Here is a 20012-nt window from a genome sequence, read left to right as displayed (position 1 = left end):
ACCTGAAGACCCTGGCGGGACCATCCCCGCATGCGCGGGGAGCAGTCGGGGACCGGATCGTCGTAGTCGAACTCCAGGGGACCATCCCCGCATGCGCGGGGAGCAGACAGTCGGCTCACGGGCCGTGGCCCGCTGGCTGGGACCATCCCCGCATGCGCGGGGAGCAGGGAGATGCCCAGGGCGTCTAGACGGGAGCGCAGGGACCATCCCCGCATGCGCGGGGAGCAGCGCTACAGCGGGCAAGGAGTCGTCAAGGCGACGGGACCATCCCCGCATGCGCGGGGAGCAGTGGCCGCTTGAAGCTGCGGCCAGATAGGCGGCGGGACCATCCCCGCATGCGCGGGGAGCAGACTCGGTGACCTGCGTGTTTATCCGGGACAGGATGCTGTTCCGCATAGTTTCGAAGGATCGGACATAAGGGAATTAAAACCCCCTTCGACGGCGCCAGAGGCCGCTGAACTCTACCGTCACGCAAGCAGCTTGGGGGACGTTTTGCTACTCATCACATCATCGGAGTCACGTTGGGTTTAGATAGCTCCCATGGATACCGATCAGCCCACCCGGACCCGGCTGGGAGCAGGGCTATCCTCGGCCGCATGTGCGGTGTGGGCCAAGCATGACCGGCCCACCGATGGATGGCTGCCGCTGTGGCGGCATATGGCGGACAGTGCGGCCGTCGCCGGGTTGCTTTGGGACCAGTGGCTGCCCCGCCATGTGCAGCGGCTCGTAGCAATGGCCTTACCCGGCGGAGCCGGAGACGCGCGGCGGCTGGCGGTGTGGCTGGCGGCCACCCACGACATCGGTAAGGCCACACCCGCCTTCGCTTGCCAGGTGGAGTCGCTGGCCGATGCCATGCGGGCCGCAGGGCTGGATATGCCGTTGCAGAAGCAGATGGCCGACCGTCGTCTCGCCCCGCACGGCTTGGCGGGACAGCGGCTTCTTCGTCAGTGGCTGAACGAGCGGCACGGCTGGTCCAAGGCGGCCACCACCCAATTCGCGATTGTCGCCGGAGGCCACCACGGTGTGCCGCCGACCTCTTCGGATATCCAGCAGCTGACAGTTCGCCCCGAGCTGCTGCGCACTCCTGGCAGCGAGCCGCTGTGGCATACCGTGCAAGAGGAGTTGCTCGACGCCTGTGCGGAGGCGTGCGGCGTAAGAGAACAGCTGGCCGACTGGCAGCATGTGAAGCTCCCCCAATCGGTGCAGGTCCTGCTGACCGCGCTCGTCATCGTCGCGGACTGGATCGCCAGTAATCCGGATCTTTTCCCGTACTTTCCTGAGGAACCGCCCCGGACGGACACCGAGCGCGTCGAGGCAGCCTGGCGCGGCCTGAGCCTGCCGCCTCCGTGGCGGGCGGTGGAGCCCGACGAAGACCCAGCAAAACTGTTCGCCGCCCGGTTTTCCCTGCCGCCCGGTGCACGCGTCCGGCCGGTGCAGGAAGCGGCGGTGCGGATGGCGCGCGAGATGCCCGCCCCTGGCCTGATGGTGATCGAGGCCCCGATGGGTGAGGGGAAAACGGAGGCCGCGCTCGCCGTTGCCGAGATCTTCGCTGCCCGTACCGGAGCGGGCGGCTGCTTCATCGCGCTGCCCACCATGGCCACGGGAAACGCCATGTTCCCTCGGCTGCTCGACTGGCTGGGGCGGCTCCCGGACGAACGAGCCGAGCCCGGTGCGCATTCCGTATTCCTGGCGCACTCAAAGGCCGCGCTCAACAAGGAGTACTCGGGTCTGTTGCGCTCAAGCAACTACGGACGGAAAGTCGCCGCGGTTGACCAGGACGGCCAGGGCAACACCCGGCGGCACGGCCAGGATATGCGGGCCGACTCGGCGGAATTAGTCGCACATCACTGGCTGCGTGGCCGCAAGAAGGGGATGCTGGCGTCGTTCGCGGTAGGCACCATCGATCAGCTGCTGTTCGCGGGACTCAAAAGCCGCCACCTGGCACTGCGTCATCTCGCCCTAGCGGGAAAGGTCCTCGTGATCGATGAGGCGCACGCCTACGACACATATATGAACGCGTACCTCGACCGCGTGTTGTCATGGCTGGGCGCCTACCAGGTTCCGGTGGTGGTGCTGTCAGCGACCCTGCCCGCGCGCCGGCGTCGCGAGCTGGCCGAGGCGTACGCCGGGACGTCCTCGGCCGGGGGCGGTTTCGCCGAGCTGGAGAAGACAGACGGGTATCCGCTGCTGGCTGCGGTCACGTCCGGATCGGCGCCCCGCACCGGCGTCCCCGAGGCATCCGGCCGCCGTACAGAAGTACGAGTTGAGCGCTTCGATGATGACCTCGACGCGCTGGCCGACCGGCTGGCGGACGAGCTGTCCGACGGCGGCTGCGCTCTCGTGGTGCGCAACACCGTGGACCGCGTGCTGGATACGGCCGCGCACCTGCGGCAGCGGTTCGGCACCGGGCAAGTCACCGTCGCGCACGCCCGCTTCCTTGATCTGGACCGCGCCGCGAAGGACGCTGAGCTACTGGCCCGCTTCGGTCCGCCCGAAAAGAGCGGGGGCCAGCGCCCAGACGACAGGCACATCGTGGTTGCCAGCCAGGTCGTGGAGCAGTCCCTCGATATTGATTTTGACCTGCTGGTGACAGATCTGTGCCCGGTCGATCTGCTGCTGCAGCGGATGGGACGGCTGCACCGCCACCTGCGCGGTAAGGGGCAGAGCGACCGGCCGCCCAAACTGCGTACCGCCCGCTGCCTGATAACCGGTACGGACTGGCAACACGTGCCGCCCGAGCCGGTAAGGGGTTCCTCCCGGATCTACGGGAGATACGCGCTGCTGCGCTCCCTGGCCGTACTGGAGCCATACCTGGCCGGGGCCGCCGGGACGGACCGCACGGTGCGGCTGCCCGAGGACATCAGCCCGCTGGTCCAGCGGGCATATGGCCCACAGACGGAGGGCCCGGCGGAGTGGCAGGAAGTGATGGCCCAGGCACGCGAAGAGCATGACCTGAAGCAGGCGAAGCAGCAGGAGAGCGCTCATGTTTTCCAGCTGGGTGACGTAGGGCGAGACGGCCGTGCCCTGGTGGGCTGGATCGATGCCGGAGTCGGGGACGCCGATGACACCCGCGCCGGGCGGGCACAGGTCAGGGACAGCCAGGAGAGCCTGGAAGTGCTGGTCGTGCAGCGGCGCGCCGATGGCGCGCTGACGACCATGCCGTGGCTGAGCGACGGATGCGGCGGCTTGGAACTTCCCACCGACGCGGTGCCCGCGCCCAGGCTTGCGCGCATCGTCGCGGCAAGCGGGCTGCGGCTCCCCTACCACTTCTCGTTCCCCGATGTGCTGGATCGGGCTATCGAAGAAATGGAGGCCGTATGCGTCCCGGCCTGGCAGACCAAGGAGTCCCACTGGCTGGCCGGAGAGTTGCTCCTGGTGCTGGACGAGGATTGTCGTGCCCGGCTGGCAGGCTTTGACCTCCGTTACACCCGCACCGACGGCCTCGAGGTGACCCGTGCCGAGTGAACGCCCCGTTCAGTCCTTTGACCTGATCTCCCAGCCATGGATACCGGTTCAGGACCTCAGCGACGCCGAATCGGAGCTGTCCCTTCTGGACGTCTTCGCGGAGGCCAAAAACCTGCGACGGCTCGTCGGGGACATACCCACGCAGGAGTTCGCGCTGCTACGGCTGCTGCTGGCGATTGTGCATGACGCGGTCGACGGACCGGCCGACCTCGACGCCTGGAGCGTCCTGCGGGAGGACGGGCTGCCGTGCGACGACATCGCGGCCTATCTCGACGAACATCGCGAGCGCTTTGACCTGCTTCATCCCGAGACACCGTTCTTCCAGGTCGCCGGGCTGCATACGGCGAAGAACGAAGTGGCTTCGCTGGACCGTATCGTCGCCGATGTCCCTAACGGTGAGCGGTTCTTCACGATGCGGGCACAGGGCGCCGGGCGGCTCGGCTTCGCGGAGGCCGCCCGCTGGGTCGTGCACGCACACGCGTACGACCCCTCTGGTATCAAGTCAGGTGCGGTGGGCGACTCCCGGGTCAAGGGTGGCAAGGGGTATCCGCAGGGCGTTGGCTGGGCGGGGAACCTGGGCGGCGTGCTCGCCGAGGGCGCGGACCTTCGCGAGACCCTGCTGCTCAACCTGATCGCCACGGACACCGAGAACCTGCGGTCCGGCAAGGATGACCGCCCCGCCTGGCGCCGTGAACCGCCGGGGCCGGGCGAGGCGGATCCCGTAGAGCTGGCTTCCCGGCCATCGGGGGTACGTGACCTGTACACCTGGCAGTCCCGTCGGCTCCGGCTGCACTACGACGCTGACGGCGTCCATGGCGTGGTACTCGGCTACGGCGATCCACTGACCCCGCGTAACAAACAACAGCATGAGCCGATGACCGCTTGGCGACGCAGCCCGGTTCAGGAGAAGAAGCTACGCGAGCCCCAGGTCTACCTGCCGCGCGAGCACGACCCCACCCGCACCGCCTGGCGCGGCCTGGCAGCCCTGGTGACAGGGGCAGTGAAGGATGCGGGCCAGCGTCAGGAGCCCGCCAAATTCGTACGGCCGCGCATCCTCGACTGGGTCGCCCGACTCACCGTCGAGGACTGTCTGGAGGAGGATTTCCTCATCCGGGCCCGGCTCTTCGGCGCGGTGTACGGCACCCAGCAGTCGGTGATCGACGAGGTGGTGGACGACGGGGTGAAGATGGCCGTGGTGCTGCTGCACGACCAAGACAGTCCTCTGTGCCAAGCCGCCATCGGCGCGGTCAGTGACGCCGAGGAAACGGTCTATGCCGTCTTGGGTGACCTCGCCGCAGACTTGGCTCAGGCCGCCGGGGCCGAGCCCTCCGTAGCCCAGGCCGCCGCACGTGATCTCGGTTTCGCCACGCTGGACGGACCGTTCCGTGCGTGGCTGCGGGACCTCAAGCCCGGGCACGATCCCCATGAGCGACGCCAGATATGGCAGCACCGGGTCCATCAACTCATCAGCGGACTCGGCGATGACTTGCTGAAGGAAGCTGGTGACGCCGCCTGGGAGGGCAGGGTCATCGACACCAGGGGCGGCGGGTCTCTCTGGCTCACGGCATCCTCCGCTGACCTGCGGTTCCGGCGCAGACTCCGCGACGCTCTCCCCTTGACCAACGCCTAGCGGTCCGACCATCAACACCCGGAGGTGCAGCGCACATGACACGGCTTGCAGAAGGGAGGGCCCGCCGGTGACCACAGCCGTCCCACCCGCCAGACGTTTCCCTCTGGGCCTGGCGGGCACCACCGTCGAGGAATACCTGAGGCCACTCCAGCAGGGCTATCTCACCGACCGTAGTGAAGCGGTCGCCCGCCTGGCACAGCTGCGGCGCGGCGCGGGAAAAACGCCAGAGGAGGTACCGGAGCTGTGGGCTCTGACCGGGACTGAACTGCTCTACCAGGACGGTCCACTTCCCGAAGAGGAGGCGACCCGAGCCGAGTCCGCCGTCCACATCGCCGTCACCCTCTACGCCCTGCACCAGCAGTCCCACCACGACAAGATGCACCAGCCTGGACCTGAGCTGGGCGAGGCCGTACGTCAGCTGATGCGGGGCGGCGAGATCGACGAACCGGTCCGCAAGCGGTTCGTACGAGCGGGCGCCGCGACCACGTCAAATGTACTCGCCTATCGGCTACGGGAGATCACCACCCTTCTGCGGCGCGACGCGATACCACTCGACTACGGCAAGCTCGCGGACCGGCTTTACCAGGCACAGCGGCCCGGCGGGATGCTCAAGGTCCGCCAGGCATGGGGCCGCAGCTTCCACGCCTACCAGCCGAAGAAAGACGACACTCCAACCGACAAGGACGCCTCGTGAGCCGTACCATCCTCGATTTGCACGTGCTGCAAACCGTTCCGCCGAGCAACCTCAACCGGGACGACACCGGGGCGCCCAAGACTGCTTTCTACGGCGGCGTGCGCCGATCACGGGTCTCCAGTCAGGCATGGAAGCGTGCCACTCGCCGGGCCTTCGACGATCTCCTGGACCCCAGCGAGCTGGGCGTGCGGACCAAACGGGTAGCCGAACTGCTGGCCGAGCGTATTCACGGGCTCGACACGTCCATCGAGGCAACCGAAGCGCTGAAACTGGCGGCGGAGACCGTCCAGGCCGCCACCGGCTCCAAGATCGAAGTGCCCAAGCGGAAGGCAGAGTCGTCGAAAAAGAAGGGGGAGGACGAGCCCGCTCCTGAATCCTCTTACTTGATGTTCCTCAGCGCCCGCCAGCTGGACGGCCTGGCCGAGCTGGCCATTAAGGGGAGCGCCGACATCAAGGCATTCCTCAAGGAGAAGGAGAACAGAAGCCAGGCCAAAGAGATCGCCAACACTCGGCACTCGGTCGACATCGCTCTCTTCGGCCGTATGGTCGCTGACGGCGCCGACATCAACGTCGACGCCGCCGCTCAGGTCGCGCACGCCATCAGCGTGCACGCGGTGGAGAATGAATCCGACTACTACACCGCCGTTGACGACCGCAACACGGACGCCGAGCCTGGCGCGGGAATGATCGGCACCGTCGAGTTCAACTCCGCCACTCTCTACCGGTACGCCGCTCTGGACGTTGACCTGCTGCGTAAGAACCTGGGTATGGGGCTACGCGAAGACGAGCCGGACACCGAGCCAGTGCGCCGAGCCGTCGAGGCGTTCGTCCAGGGCTTCATCACCTCGCTGCCCACCGGCAAGCTCAACACCTTCGGCAACCACACGCTGCCCGACGCGGTCATCGTCAAGCTCCGCTCCTCCCGTCCCATCAGCTTCGTCGCGGCCTTCGAGGAGCCGGTACTACCGGGCACCGGCCACCTCCGGACAGCTTGCGACAGGCTCGCGTCCTACATCCCCGACGTCGAGAGCAGCTACGGCGCCGAGGACGGAACCCCCACCTGGGTGCTGCGTGTCGGGGAGAATACAGAGAAACTCGCCGGTCTCGGCACGGAGACGAACCTGACCGAGCTGGTCTCCGGTGTCGGCGCGGCGGTCGCCCAGCGCCAGGAGGCCGTGGAATGAGCGTCCTGGTGCTCCAACTGGCGGGCCCCCTGCAATCGTGGGGAGCCTCGGCTCGGTTCGCCCGGCGCACCACCGAGTCCGCCCCCACCAAGAGCGGTGTCATCGGGCTGCTCGCCGCCGCGCAGGGACGTGAGCGCGGCGCCGACCTCACGGACTTGGCCGCACTGCGCTTCGGGGTGCGGGTTGACCAGCCCGGCAGACGCGTACGGGACTACCAGACCGCGCAGCACTTCGACACGGGTAAATCCATGCCGCTGTCCGAGCGCTTTTACCTGGCCGACGCCGTATTCGTCGCGGCCGTCGAGGGCGATGACGCTCTGGTCAACGAGCTGCATCGAGCGCTGCGGGACCCGGTCTACCTGCCCTACCTGGGGCGCCGCTCCTGCCCGCCCGCCCACCCTGTCGATCTCGGTGTCTACCACGACCGGGGCCTGGAAGAGATCCTGGCGCGGGAGCCTTGGCGCGCCGCCGAGTGGTACAAGCGCCGCCATCGGCGCGAACCGTATCTCGAGTGGCTCATCGAAGCCACCCCACACGACGGCGACGCAGATGCCCCGGTCGACAGCCTCCGCGACCAGCCCCTCAGCTTTGACCCAAGACACCGCCGCTACGCCCTGCGCGGCGTCCGCACGGATACCGTCCCGGTGCCCGCGCGCCCCGATCACGACCCGACGGCCGTGCTGGGAGGTGACTGATGTACCTCACCCGCTTCCGCATCAACACCGCGCGCATCGGGGCCCGTCGGCTGCTGTCATCACCCCAGGCCCTGCACGCCGCCGTGATGTCCTCCTTCGCCGAGGTGCTGACCACCCCCGACGGCGGCCCGCGTGTGCTCTGGCGGATCGACCACAACGCCAAGGCCGAGGTGATCCTCTATATCGTCAGCCCACCGAAGCCCGACCTCACCCACCTGGTTGAGCAGGCGGGCTGGCCCACCACGGCGACGACATGGCAGACCTACGATTACGGCCCGTTCCTCTCCCGGCTCACCACAGGTCAGTTCTGGTCATTCCGCATCACCGCCAACCCGGTGCACAGCATCCGCCGAAAAGCAGGCGAACCAACCAAACACACCGCGCACATCACACCACGACACCAGATGAGCTGGCTGCTGGAGCGCCAGGAAGCAGCAGGATTCCGGATAGCGGAAAAACCACCAGAGCAACGTCATCTTCCTGAGACCGACGAATACGCGCTGACCGTCCACGATCGCCGCAATCTCGCCTTTGGCAAGACCGACGAGAAAGCGCAGCGGAAGAGAACCGTCTCCCTGGCCATTGCCACCTTCGACGGCCACTTGGAGGTCACGGACCCCAACGCTCTGCGCCGTACTCTCACCGCAGGCCTGGGCCGGGCCAAGGCATACGGCTGCGGCCTGATGACCCTGGCCCCGGTGGGGTGAGGCATGGCAAGCGTTAGCCAGCGCCGCACCTCATCCCCACGCGAGCTCACCCGCGCCGGAGACCGACTCTCCTTCATCTACCTGGAGCGGTGCACGATCCACCGCGACGCCAACGCCATCACGGCCGAGGACGCAGACGGCACCACCCACATCCCCTCCGCCACCATCGGAACTCTGCTGCTGGGCCCCGGCACCCGCGTCACTCACCAGGCGATGAGTGTGCTCGGCGAATGTGGGGCTGGCGTGGTGTGGGTGGGGGAACACGGGGTCCGCTTCTACGCTGGCGGCCGTGCTCTGACCCGCTCGTCCGCCCTAGTCGAGGCCCAGGCCACCAAGTGGGCCAACCGCCGCACCCGGCTTGATGTGGCCCGAGCCATGTACAAGATGCGCTTCCCGGACGAGGACCCGGCGGGCCTGAACCGCCAGGAGCTTCTGGGCAGGGAAGGCCAACGAGTCAAGGACTTCTACCGCAAGGAGGCCGCCAGAGTCGGCATCCCCTGGCATGGCCGTCAGTACGTCCCCGGCGACTTCACCGCCGGAGATTCACTCAATCAAGGCATCACCGCAGCAGCCCAGTGCATGTACGGAATTGCTCAGGCCGTCACCGCCGCCCTGGGCTGCGCACCAGGGCTCGGCTTTATCCACTCCGGGCATGAACTGTCGTTTGTCCTGGACATAGCCGACCTCTATAAAACCGAGATAGGCATCCCCGTCGCCTTTGAGGTGGCGGCAGAAGACCCCGAAGAGGTAGGCGCTCGCACCCGCCGCGCCCTCCGCGACCGCGTCAACGAAACACAACTGCTGGACCGATGCGTGACCGACATCAAGAAACTCCTGCTCCCTGACACCGACCTCCCCGGCGACGCCACGGACCGCGTCACCCTCCAAGCCGATCGCGGTTTGGAAGTGGATTCCGGCCGCAACTATGGCGACGGAGTGGTCTGGTGACGGTCATCGTGCTCACCAACTGCCCAGCAGGCCTACGTGGCTTCCTCACCCGCTGGCTGTTGGAGATCTCCCCCGGCGTCTTCATCGGCGGACCATCCGCCCGTATCCGCGAAGCCCTGTGGACGGAGGTAAAGCAGTACGCGGGCAACGGCCGCGCCTTGCTGGCCTACAACACCAACAATGAACAGGGCTACACCTTCGAGACCCACGACCACAAGTGGCACCCAACAAACCACGAAGGCCTCACCCTGATCCGCCGCCCAAAGGAGCAATCTGCGACCTCGGCGATCCCACAGCGCGGCTGGAGCAAGGCATCCAAGCGCCGTCGCTTCGGCAACCGCTAGGAGGAGGTTCACGCCCGATATGCCCGACTCTCGGAAAGTACTCAAAACCCGCGCCCCGCCACCCTAAACACGCAGGTCACGAAGTGTGCTCCCCGCGCCTGCGGGGATGGTCCCGAGACGGCACCACAAGGTCCGCAGACCTCCTCGTGCTCCCCGCGCCTGCGGGGATGGTCCCGGGCCGCAGACAAGCGCACAGCCGTTCGGGGAGTGCTCCCCGCGCCTGCGGGGATGGTCCCATCTCCAGATCAGGCATGACATGGGACTGGAGGTGCTCCCCGCGCCTGCGGGGATGGTCCCCAGTGCGATGCCTGGTGGCTGTATGTGGCTGGGTGCTCCCCGCGCCTGCGGGGATGGTCCCCACGGTTGCTGTGACAACGGCTCTGGGGAACGGTGCTCGCCGCGCCTGCGGGGATGGTCCCGACGATGTAGCGTCGAAGACGGTCACGCTGGTGTGCTCCCCGCGCCTGCGGGGATGGTCCCGTGACCGGGCCCGCCGGGAGATGGCTGCCGCCGTGCTCCCCGCGCTTGCGGGGATGGCACCAACCGGTGTAGCAGCACGACGGCCTCTCGTGACATGCGCCAGGGCCGTCTGCTGTACCCGTAAACAAAGTTGGGAGTACCGTCCTGAGTGTCTACGTCAGAACGGAGCTGACTATGCCGCAATGGTCTGACTACACGACAGGGGAACGAGTCCGCTTTCTGCGCGGGCAGGAGATGACCCAGCAGGGCCTCGCCAACGCCACAGGGCTTTCTCTCTCACTGATCCAGAAAGTTGAGCAGACCTCCAAGGCATCGATCGGGTCGCTGCTGCGGCTGGCCAGCGCGCTGAAGGTGGATATCAGCGTGATCCTGGGCCAACAGGGTCCGCGTCACGCGATGACCATGACGGACCGGGCCGCACTTCGCCATATCGAGTCCGCCGTCCACAACAGCGCGCTGAAGCTCTTCCCCGACGGCATGGTTCCCAGTGACATTCCTTCCCTGCGGGCCGCGCTCGGGAAAGCGAGCCTCCACTACTGGAAAGGCGAGCACGTTGAGACGGCCAGCATCCTGCCCCAGCTGATGATGGAGACAACCGCGCTGGCGGACAGTGGCTCAGGGTCGGAGCGGGACGAGGCGATGCGGATCCTTGCGGATGCCTACCGGATTGCTGCCCGCGTCGGGAACTCGCTCGGCTCCCGGAACCTGTCCTACGCGGCGATGACTCATGCGAAGACTTCTGCCGAGCGGGCGAGTGACGAGTTGCTGTACGCAGCGCAGAACACCACTCTGGCATGGGTGTTGATGCGGGACGGCCGTCTGGCTGATGCCATCTCCCTCTCTCTGGGCGCAGCGTCACAGATCGAGCCCTCGTTCTCGCAGAACGACCAGGCCCGGTTGGCGGTGTACGGAAAATTGATGATTCGGGCCGCAGTCGCCTCCTCACGGCTGGAGGACAAGGAGCGTGCGCGCGACTATCTGAGCCAGGCGCATGCTGCGGCAGCGCGGGTCGATGGTGAAATCGACCCGTACGAGACGACGTTTGGGCAGGCGACGGCAGGCACGGAGGCCGTCACGGTGGCATTGGCGCTCGGAGAGATCGGCAAGGCCATCAAGCTCATCAAATCGACCCAGGGCGTCGACCAGCTCAGGGATGTGCCGCGTCTGCGCTACATGCTGTCGGTGGCGCTGGCCCAGGCTGAGGCGAAGCTATGGGACCGCGCGGCGGACACTCTGTTGGCGGTCATCGCCGAGCGGCCAGAGTGGGCGCGCCATCAGGCACTGGTGGGTGTAGTCAACCAGCGGATCGCGGACCACGCGACGCACAAGGCACGGCAAATCTCACGGACCATCGGAGTACCGCTGGCTCTACGGTGACCGAGTACCACAGTTCGTGGTACCTCCTGCGGTGAGGCTCCAGAGGTCTGTCACGGGCCGTAGGAGAAGAGCCTCAACGAGTTAAGCCAGGCCCTACAGTCCATCCGTTCACAGACAGTTGATGTCCCGTCACGATGTCTTGCACCGTGAAGGGAGACGTCAATGGGCAGGACTCCGCACCAAGTCATGAGGCGGCGTGCCATCGCGGACGCGTCGTCTGGTTTCCAGCGCACTGCCGTGGTGATCTACGTTTGCGTTCTGCCCGGCGGCCCCGAGTCCAAGATGCTCCAAGCTGCCCGCGATTACGCCGACGCGCGGTACTGGGTACCGGTCGTAGAGGTCATAGACCGTGCGGCGGTCAGCCTGCCCCTCGACAGCCGTACCGGCTGGGCGCGGGTGCGGAGCATGATTGAAACAGGTCAGGCTCAGGGCATCGTCACCGCGACGCCGGACATGTGCGGTGGCAGCCCGGACGAGCGGGGCCAGGTGGCCGCCTGGCTTCGTAGCCACGACGGATTCGCCGTCTACGCGTCCACCGGTACGTCTCCTGTCGAGGAGTGCGGTGACGGAATCACCACTGGCGAAGCCGTAATGCCGCTGCTGCCGGAAGCAGAGCCGTGGGCACTGCCGGACGGGCTGGACGTCACGAAGCTGCCCCCGGACGCTGGCGGGAGGCGGTGACGACCCGGCCTGCACTGGCGGGTGCCGCTCGCCCCAGACCGCAATCGCCGATCAGTGACTGATGCCTTCGGGCCCAGGACGTGACCGGTTCATCACCAGGCCACAAGGAGACCCCGGCGAGGCCGCAGACCTCCCGGGGCGTGGCCGATCTGAATGGAGCAGACCGACATGCGCATTATCCATGCCCTGATCGCTTTGGCGAGAGCAGCGATCGCAGCCCTTTACGGGCTGGAGGAGTGGCGCCCGACAGGCGCCGGTCACGACGACGTCCCTCCGCGACCACCAGTACCACCGCGCCCAGAGAGCCCCGCAGCGCTGCCCCGGCATCGCAGCCCCTACGGCCTTCCGGAGGGCCCGTTGTACATGGACGCCCAACCGCTTGTAAGGCCGTACTTGCTGGCGCATGAGCAGCAGGAGCGTCGCCGGGTGCTCTACGCGGCCGTGTATCTCGGTATCGACCTTGACCAGCGTGTCCTGCACGGGGGTGCTCGATGAGCGGCGATCGGCTGTGCGGCTCCAAGCGTCCCGACCACCGATGCACAGACGGGGGTCACATCCCCTGTGTCCTTCGAGCTGGTCACGATGGCCTGCACCAGGATACTCTGGGGCTGCGCTGGATCGACCGGGACAGCGCCCTGGTGGAAGCCCTGGCGATCACCTTCGCGGGCGAGCAGCTGCGGCAGCTCCTTGACGGTGGTGAGCAGCAGCCATGATGACGATCAAGGTTTACCGGGTACGTCCGGACGGCCGCCGCGTCACGGTCCGGGAGCCTCGGGAGTTCAGGGCGGGGGATCCTGCGCTCCTTCCCGACTCCATCAGCTACCCGCCCTGTGCGTGCGCCCGCTGCCGGTCCATCAGGCGAGCTGCGCGATGAACCTGGAGTCCGTGGCCGTGGGCGACCCTTCAGCGCCCCAGCGGATATGGGCGCGTTCAGTGGCGTAGGGCCAAGGGTCTAGGCCCAAAAACCCAGTGAAGTGTGACAGTGGCGAACCGTAGTCTCGGTGCTGATGACTGCCGCTGCCGCTGCCGCTTCCTCCGCAGAGGATCGACGCTCCGCTGTGCGGTCGCTCTTACGGCTGTGGCCGTACGTGCGGCCCGTGCGGGCGCGGTTGGCCACAGCGGCGGTTGTGGGGATCGCCGCGTCGTTTATGGGGCTGGCTATTCCGCTGGTGTTGAAGTGGATCATTGATGGTCCGGTTGCCGAGCGGGATACCGGTGGGGTGTGGCTCGGTGGGGGGCTGCTGCTGTTGGTGGGGGTGGCGGAGGCGGGGCTTTTTGGGGTGCGGCGGTGGTTGGTGGCGCGGCCGCTCGCTGGGGTGGAAGCGGCGATGCGGGCGGATCTGTATCGGCATCTGCAGCGGCTGCCGGTTGCCTTTCATGACCGGTGGCCCAGTGGGCAGTTGCTGTCCCGGGGCACTACGGACCTGCAGCTGCTGCGGATGTTCCTCGCCTTTCCGTTGACCTTCTTGGTGATCAACGGCGTGACGATTGTGATCGGCTGCGTCATTCTGCTCGCCCAGGACTGGACGCTGGGGCTGGTGGTGCTGGCTCCGGTGGTGCCGCTGGTGGCGCTCTGCTCGGTTTTTGAGAAGCGGTACTTCGTGGTGGCGCGTAAGGCGCAGGACCAGGTCGGTGATGTGACGACCGTTGTCGAGGAGGCGGTGCTCGGCGTCCGCATCATCAAGGGATTTGGGCGGCACCGCAGTCAGGCTCGGGCCTTCCTGGGGCTCTCCCAGCGGCTGCTGGGCACGGAGTTGCACAAGGCGCGGCTGCTGGCGGGGATCTGGGCGCTCATCATGACTCTTCCGGAGCTGGCGCTCGGGGCGGCGCTGGTGCTCGGCACAGTGCAGGTCGCCGATGGCGGGCTCTCGGCGGGCACGCTGGTCGCCTTTCTGTCCACGGCGCTCGCGCTGCGCTGGCCGGTTGAGTCGATCGGGTTTCTGCTCGCCATGAGCAATGAGGCGGCGACGGCGACGGATCGCTACTTCGAGGTGATGGATGCGGAGGTTCCGGCCCAGGTGTGTGCCAAGGGTGGCAGTGCGGTGGAGAAGGGCGGGGACGGGCTGCGGTTTGCGGGGGTACGGTTTCGGTTTCCCGATGCCGCGGAGGGCTCACCGGCCGTGTTGGACGGGGTCGATCTGCATATCCGGTCCGGGGAGACCATGGCGCTCGTTGGGGCGACCGGCAGCGGGAAGACGACGCTCACCGCGCTGGTGCCACGGCTGCATGAGGTGACCGGTGGGCGGATCACGGTCGATGGCACCGATATCGCCACGCTTTCCCGGCCCGAGCTACGGGCCATGGTGGCGGTGGCGTTTGAGGAGCCGACGCTGTTCTCTGCGTCGGTGCGGGAGAACGTGCTGATGGGGGCGGCGGGCGCGGGCGATGATGACCTGCGCCGTGCGCTGCGTATCGCGCAGGCCGAGGAGTTTGTGGACGCGCTGCCGCGCGGGGTCGACACCCAGGTCGGTGAGCAGGGACTCAGCCTGTCCGGAGGCCAGCGGCAGCGGCTCGCGCTGGCCCGGGCCGTCGTCGGACGGCCCCGCTTTCTGGTGCTGGATGACCCGCTGTCCGCGCTGGATGTGCATACCGAGGCCCGGGTGGGGGCCGCGCTGCGCGAGGTGCTGGCGACGACCACGGCTCTGGTGGTCGCGCACCGGCCCTCCACCGTGCTGCTCGCCGACCGGGTCGCGCTGCTCTCCGGGGGCCGGATAGCCGCCGTCGGCGACCATCACCGGCTGCTGCGCGACAGCGCGGAGTACCGCCATCTGATGTCCGGTGAGGGTCACGGGGAGGAGCGTTGAGCAGCACCGAGCAGGCCGACGACCCGTTCGACCGGGATGTGCTGCCCGCCCCTGACGGGGCGTCCCGGCGGCTGCTCGGGTCGCTGCTGGCCCCGCACCGGCGCCGGGTGGCCGTCGCGGCGCTGTTGCTGCTGTTCCAGCAGGCCGCCGTGCAGGCTGGTCCGCTGCTGGTCGCGTACGCCATCGACCGTGCCGTACCGGCGCTGCGCGCCGATGACTATGGGCCGCTGATCACCGTTGCGGCGGCGTATCTGCTCTGTGCCGCGCTGTCGGGCGGATTTCAGTACGCCTTTGTGCGGGCTGCCGCGCGTATCAACCAGCGCGTGCTGCTGGAGCTGCGCGGCCGGATCTACCGGCATGCCCAGGCGCTCAGCGTGGATTTCCACGACCGTTACACCTCGGGGCGGTTGATCTCCCGGTCGACGACTGATGTGGAGTCGCTGCGGGAGCTGCTTGATGAGGGATTGCAGGAGCTGCTGGGCGTCGTCGTTTCCGTCGTCTATATCTCCGCGATGCTGCTCTATCTCGACCTGGGGCTGGGTGGTGCGGCGTTGCTGTCCTTCGTGCCGCTCTATCTCCTCGTACGGAACTTCCAGCATCGCTCCATGCGGGTCTTCCGCAAGCGGTCCACGGCGATCGCGGCCGTCATCGTAAAGTTCGCGGAGACCATGAACGGCATTCGGCCGGTGAAGTCCTTCCGCAGGGAGGGCGCCAATGACGCGGCCTTCCGGGAGCTCAACGGCCAGCATCTGCGGGTCAACGGCGACTCGATTCTCGAGATGGCCCGCTATGTGGTGCTCTCCCGACTGACCGCCAATATTGTCGTCGCCGCCATGGTCCTGTGGGGGGCTTACCGAGTCGCCGACGGCAGGCTCGCGCTGGGTGTGCTGGCCGCCGCCGCGCTCTATCTGCGGCGGCTGTACGACCCGATCGACCGGCTGGGCATGTTTCTCAACTCCTATCAGTCCGCCGCTGCTTCGCTGGAGAAGATCGCCGGGCTGCTCGCCCAGGAGCCGGGGGTTCCGGAGCCGGCGGACCCCAAGCCGCTGCCGGAGCGGGCGAGCGAGCTTCCGGGCCGCGAGGTGGTCTTCGACGGGGTCCGGTTCGCCTATCGCACCGGCGGCGAGGTGCTGCCGCGCTTTGATCTCACGCTGTCCGCCGGGCAGCTGGTGGCGGTGGTCGGTGCGACCGGTGCGGGGAAGTCGACGCTGGCCAAGCTGCTGGCCCGGTTCTACGAGCCGACCCGCGGCCGGGTGCTGCTGGACGGCACCGATCTGCGGGAGCTGGCCTTGCCGGAGCTGCGCCGGGGTGTGGTCATGGTGACCCAGGAGGCGTTCTTGTTCTCCGGCACGGTCGCGGAGAACATCGCCATCGGCCTCCCCGACGCCAGCCGGGAGGAGATCGAGCGCGCCGCGAAGGCGATTGGGGCACATGACTTCATCACGGCTCTCCCGGATGGTTACGACACCGATGTCCGTAAGCGTGGCGGCCGGATTTCGGCGGGCCAGCGGCAGTTGGTCTCCTTCGCCCGGGCTCTGCTGGCCGATCCGGCGGTGCTCATCCTGGATGAGGCGACCTCCTCGCTCGACATTCCCGGTGAGCGGGCGGTCCAGCAGGCCATGCGTACGGTGCTCCGGGGCCGTACGTCGGTGGTCATCGCGCACCGGCTGTCCACGGTCGAGATCGCTGACCGGGTCCTGGTGATGGCGGACGGCCGGATTGTCGAGGACGGGACGCCCGCTGAACTCATCGCGGGGGCTGGGGGCCGCTTTGCGGATCTGCACCGGGCCTGGCGGGACAGCCTCAGCTGATCTTCGGCCCTGGCCCGCCCCCGCGCGCTCAGCCGCGGGGGCGGGCCGTTTCGGAAGGGCTGGCTCAGCCCGTTTTCGGGAAGGGCTGGCTCAGCTCAGCGGGCTCTGCCTGGCCGATCCGTTGAGCGCGGGTCCGCTGCCGCCCGGGCCGGGCTTCTTTCCACAGAACTCCGCCTCGAACAGATCGCTGTAGGCCTGCTCGTCCCGCAGCCAGTCGCCGTTCATATTGGCGGTGAGCACATGGTCGCCGTTCCTGGTCCCGAGGACGTTGGAGAGCGAGCCATGGAGGCTTCCGCCATGGCCCCATACGGTCTTGTCGCAGGAGAGCTTCAGGGAGTAGATCCCGAGCCCGTACTCCCCGGGGAACTCGTCTCCCACCGGCACAGTGTTGAACATCGCGGACTGCTGTGGTCTGGGCAGCAGCTCACCGCGCAGGAGCGCGCCGAAGAAGCGGTTGAGGTCGCCGGTCGTCGAGACGATCTCGCCTGCCGCGCCCGCCCAGGAGGGGTTGAGCTCGGTGACGTCGTGGATCTTGGCGTCCGGATCCTCACTCCAGAGCTTGGAGTAGGCCACCGCGTGCGGACGCGGCAGCGTCACCCGGGTGCCGGGGAAGGAGGTCTCCTTGAGCTTCAGCGGCTTGATGACGCGCTGCTTAACGGCCTTGGCATACGGCTTGCCCGTCGCCTCCTCGATGACCATTCCGGCCAGCACATAGCCCGTATTCGAGTACGACCAGCCCTTGCCCGGCTCGAAGTCGGGCTGGTGCTGGAGCGCGATGGACACCAGCTCCCTGGGCTTGTAGGTGTCATAGCGGTGCTGCGGGAAACCGGTGGTGAACCTCTCCCACATTTCCGGGTCGGCGGTGTAGTTGAAGAGTCCGCTGGTGTGCTGGAGCAGCTGACGCAGCGTGATCTTGCTGCCGTCGTTGCCATTGCCCTGTACAACGCCCGGCAGCCAGTCCTCGACGGTGTCGTCCAGGCTCAGCTTGCCCTCGGCCTCCAGCTGGAGCAGCACGGTGGCGATAAAGGTCTTGGTGATGCTGGCCGCCCGGAAGCGGTCCTTGGCGGTGCGCTCCCGGCCGGTGTCGAGGTCAGCGGCGCCGGCCTGGCCGAACCATGTCCCGTCCGGGCGGTGCGACATGGCGCCCACGCCCGGTGCGCCGTTCTCGACCATCCGCTCCAGGGCGGCCTGTGTGGTGTCGTTCCCGTGGTCCGGCCCGGTGGCCGCGTGTGCGGGGGCGGTGAGTGCGGTGGCGCCCAGCGCTAATGCCGCCGCCAGCCCGGTCATGGCATGGCGGGTGCGTATGGCTCGCTGATGCATGGACGTTCCCTCCGTTTCGGTGCGGGGACGCGATGTCCCGCTGCACTACGGGGGACGGCATGGCAGCGCCAGAGGGTTGATCCGCATACCGGACAAGGAAGTTGTGGGAACGGACGAATTCCGGTCAACCAGCTTTCAGCCTCCTGACATGTACGCGTCCTGCATGGGACGCTGCCATGCACCTGGGACACCCCCCACATCCCTGAGGAGCCCATGTGAGACCTGCATCCCACAACTCCGCCCGCATATCACCCATATCCGGCCTGCCCCGCCGTCCGCACCGTCGCCGCGCCACCATGAGCGCGGCGCTTGTCGCTGCGGCCGCGATGCTCGCCGCCGGCCTGGCCACCGGATCAGCCGGTGCCGCACCACCCGTCCAGACGGGTGCCCTGCCCGCCACGCTCTCGGCCGCGCAGTACGGCGACCTCATCAAGGCGGCGGACGCCAGCTCCGCGAAGGCCGCTGTCGCCGCTGAACTGGGCCTCGGCGCACAGGAGAAGCTCGAGGTCCGCAGCGTCATCAAGAACCGCAACGGGGACACTCACACCCGCTATGAGCGCACCTACGCCGGACTCCCCGTGCTCGGCGGCGATCTGGTGGTGCACAAGACGAAGTCCGGCGAGACCAAGCGCGTCACCAAGTCGACCAACGCCAGAATCACGGTGAAGTCCACCCGGGCCCCGGCCGCGAAGAAGCCCGCCGCTTCAAAGGCGAAGGGCAGCCAGGCACCGCGCAAAGTGATCTGGGCGGCCGATGGCAAGCCAACGCTCGCCTGGGAGAGGGTCATCGGCGGTGTTCAGGACGATGGCTCACCCAGTGAACTGCATGTCATCACCGATGCCGGGACCGGCAAGAAGATCTTTGAGTACCAGGCCATCCGCAACGGTGTCGGCCACAGCCAGTACAGCGGCAAGGTGGAGCTCGGCACTTCGGGCTCGGAGGGCTCGTACTCACTCACCGACGCCGCACGCGGCGGTGGCAAGACGCATGACATGAGGAATGGTCAGGGCGGGAACGGCAGGCTGTTCACCAGCAAGCAGGACATCTGGGGCGACAGCACCCCGGCCAACCGGGAGACCGCGGGCGTCGACGCGCACTACGGCGCCGGTGCCACCTGGGACTACTACAAGGATGTGCACGGCCGCGACGGCATCCGCGGTGACGGTGTCGCCGCCCTCACCCGGGTGCACTATGGCAACAACTACGTCAACGCCTTCTGGTCGGACTCCTGCTTCTGTATGACCTACGGTGACGGCGCGAACAACGAAAAGCCGCTCACCTCGGTCGATGTCGCGGCCCACGAGATGACCCACGGAGTCACCTCGGCCACCGCCAAGCTGATCTACTCCGGTGAGTCCGGCGGCCTCAACGAGGCCACCTCCGACATCTTCGCCGCGGCCGTCGAGTTCCATGTCGGCAGCGATGTCGATGTGGCCGACTACCACGTGGGCGAGCTGATCGACATCTTCGGCAACGGCAAGCCGCTGCGGTATATGGACGAGCCCTCCAAGGACGGCAAGTCCCTCGACTACTGGAAGCCGGGCGCCGGCAATGTCGATGTCCACTACTCCTCGGGCATCGCCAACCACTTCTTCTTCCTGCTCGCCGAGGGCAGCGGGCAGAAGGAGATCAACGGGGTGACGTACAACTCCCCGACCGCCGACGGCTCGACGCTGCAGGGTATCGGGATCGACAAGGCGGAGCAGATCTGGTTCAAGGCGCTCACCGAGCAGATGACGTCCACAACCAACTACGCGGACGCCCGCCGGGCAACCATCACGGCCGCCAGTGACCTCTACGGCGCGGACAGCGCCGAGGCCAAGGCCGTTGCGGCCGCCTGGACGGCCGTGAAGGTCGAGGGCTGAATCAGCT

At 67.4% G+C, this 20012-nt stretch carries 15 protein-coding genes and 2 CRISPR repeat arrays (1 of these 17 running past the window's edge); of the genes, 14 read left to right on the top strand and 1 reads right to left on the bottom strand.

What is annotated here, in order from left to right; all coding sequences use genetic code 11:
• Positions 1-350: a CRISPR direct-repeat array (repeat unit 29 nt; unit sequence GGGACCATCCCCGCATGCGCGGGGAGCAG) (it extends 960 nt beyond the left edge of the window).
• Between the two features lie 190 nt (positions 351-540).
• The 13 genes from cas3 (at position 541) to test1122_RS19620 (ending at position 16820) form a co-directional block, all read left to right on the top strand.
• Positions 541-3465 carry a CRISPR-associated helicase Cas3' gene (cas3, locus tag test1122_RS19680; RefSeq protein ID WP_422397017.1) on the top strand — a complete coding sequence of 975 codons (2925 nt, stop codon included), beginning with the start codon at positions 541-543 and terminating at the stop codon, positions 3463-3465.
• A complete protein-coding gene (gene casA / locus test1122_RS19675; protein ID WP_232270485.1) occupies positions 3455-5095 on the top strand; it encodes a type I-E CRISPR-associated protein Cse1/CasA in 1641 nt (546 codons plus the stop codon). Before cas3 ends, casA begins: the two co-directional genes overlap by 11 nt.
• A 67-nt stretch (positions 5096-5162) precedes the next feature.
• A complete protein-coding gene (casB, locus tag test1122_RS19670; protein ID WP_232270484.1) occupies positions 5163-5789 on the top strand; it encodes a type I-E CRISPR-associated protein Cse2/CasB in 627 nt (208 codons plus the stop codon).
• Positions 5786-6973, top strand: coding sequence for a type I-E CRISPR-associated protein Cas7/Cse4/CasC (cas7e, locus tag test1122_RS19665; RefSeq protein WP_232270483.1), 1188 nt, complete (start codon positions 5786-5788; stop codon positions 6971-6973). Before casB ends, cas7e begins: the two co-directional genes overlap by 4 nt.
• Positions 6970-7668 (top strand): type I-E CRISPR-associated protein Cas5/CasD, encoded by a 699-nt coding sequence (cas5e, locus tag test1122_RS19660; RefSeq protein WP_232270482.1) that lies wholly within the window; start codon positions 6970-6972, stop codon positions 7666-7668. Before cas7e ends, cas5e begins: the two co-directional genes overlap by 4 nt.
• Complete coding sequence (gene cas6e / locus test1122_RS19655) at positions 7668-8375, top strand: type I-E CRISPR-associated protein Cas6/Cse3/CasE (protein ID WP_232270481.1); 708 nt, start codon at positions 7668-7670, stop codon at positions 8373-8375. The genes cas5e and cas6e overlap by 1 nt, the downstream gene beginning before the upstream one ends.
• Positions 8376-8378: 3 nt before the next feature.
• Complete coding sequence (cas1e, locus tag test1122_RS19650) at positions 8379-9323, top strand: type I-E CRISPR-associated endonuclease Cas1e (RefSeq protein ID WP_232270480.1); 945 nt, start codon at positions 8379-8381, stop codon at positions 9321-9323.
• On the top strand, positions 9320-9667 hold the full coding sequence (gene cas2e / locus test1122_RS19645) for a type I-E CRISPR-associated endoribonuclease Cas2e (protein WP_232270479.1): 348 nt from the start codon (positions 9320-9322) through the stop codon (positions 9665-9667). Before cas1e ends, cas2e begins: the two co-directional genes overlap by 4 nt.
• Before the next feature lie 85 nt (positions 9668-9752).
• A CRISPR array of direct repeats spans positions 9753-10208; the repeat unit is 29 nt; unit sequence GTGCTCCCCGCGCCTGCGGGGATGGTCCC.
• Positions 10209-10321: 113 nt separating this feature from the next.
• A complete protein-coding gene (locus test1122_RS19640; protein WP_232270478.1) occupies positions 10322-11524 on the top strand; it encodes a helix-turn-helix domain-containing protein in 1203 nt (400 codons plus the stop codon).
• A 162-nt stretch (positions 11525-11686) separates the two neighbouring features.
• Positions 11687-12205, top strand: coding sequence for a hypothetical protein (locus test1122_RS19635; protein ID WP_232270477.1), 519 nt, complete (start codon positions 11687-11689; stop codon positions 12203-12205).
• Positions 12206-12696: 491 nt separating this feature from the next.
• The gene (locus test1122_RS19630; RefSeq protein ID WP_232270476.1) at positions 12697-12918 is read left to right on the top strand and encodes a hypothetical protein; all 222 of its coding nucleotides are present in this window, start codon (positions 12697-12699) and stop codon (positions 12916-12918) included.
• Between the two features lie 294 nt (positions 12919-13212).
• Positions 13213-15009, top strand: coding sequence for an ABC transporter ATP-binding protein (locus tag test1122_RS19625; RefSeq protein ID WP_232270475.1), 1797 nt, complete (start codon positions 13213-13215; stop codon positions 15007-15009).
• Positions 15006-16820 carry an ABC transporter ATP-binding protein gene (locus test1122_RS19620; protein ID WP_232270474.1) on the top strand — a complete coding sequence of 605 codons (1815 nt, stop codon included), beginning with the start codon at positions 15006-15008 and terminating at the stop codon, positions 16818-16820. The genes test1122_RS19625 and test1122_RS19620 overlap by 4 nt, the downstream gene beginning before the upstream one ends.
• 90 nt (positions 16821-16910) lie before the next feature.
• On the opposite strand, the gene test1122_RS19615 is transcribed toward test1122_RS19620, so the two are convergent.
• Complete coding sequence (locus test1122_RS19615; protein WP_232270473.1) at positions 16911-18140, bottom strand: serine hydrolase domain-containing protein; 1230 nt, start codon at positions 18138-18140, stop codon at positions 16911-16913.
• A gap of 296 nt (positions 18141-18436) precedes the next feature.
• Between test1122_RS19615 and test1122_RS19610 the strand changes: the two genes are divergently transcribed.
• Positions 18437-20005, top strand: a complete 1569-nt coding sequence (locus tag test1122_RS19610) for a M4 family metallopeptidase (protein WP_232271995.1) — start codon at positions 18437-18439, stop codon at positions 20003-20005.
• Positions 20006-20012 lie beyond the last annotated feature (7 nt).

The organism is Streptomyces gobiensis (genome assembly GCF_021216675.1).
GTDB lineage: Bacteria > Actinomycetota > Actinomycetes > Streptomycetales > Streptomycetaceae > Streptomyces > Streptomyces gobiensis.
Note: the sequence above shows the minus strand (reverse complement) of the source record. Positions and strands in the feature narration are given on the sequence as shown.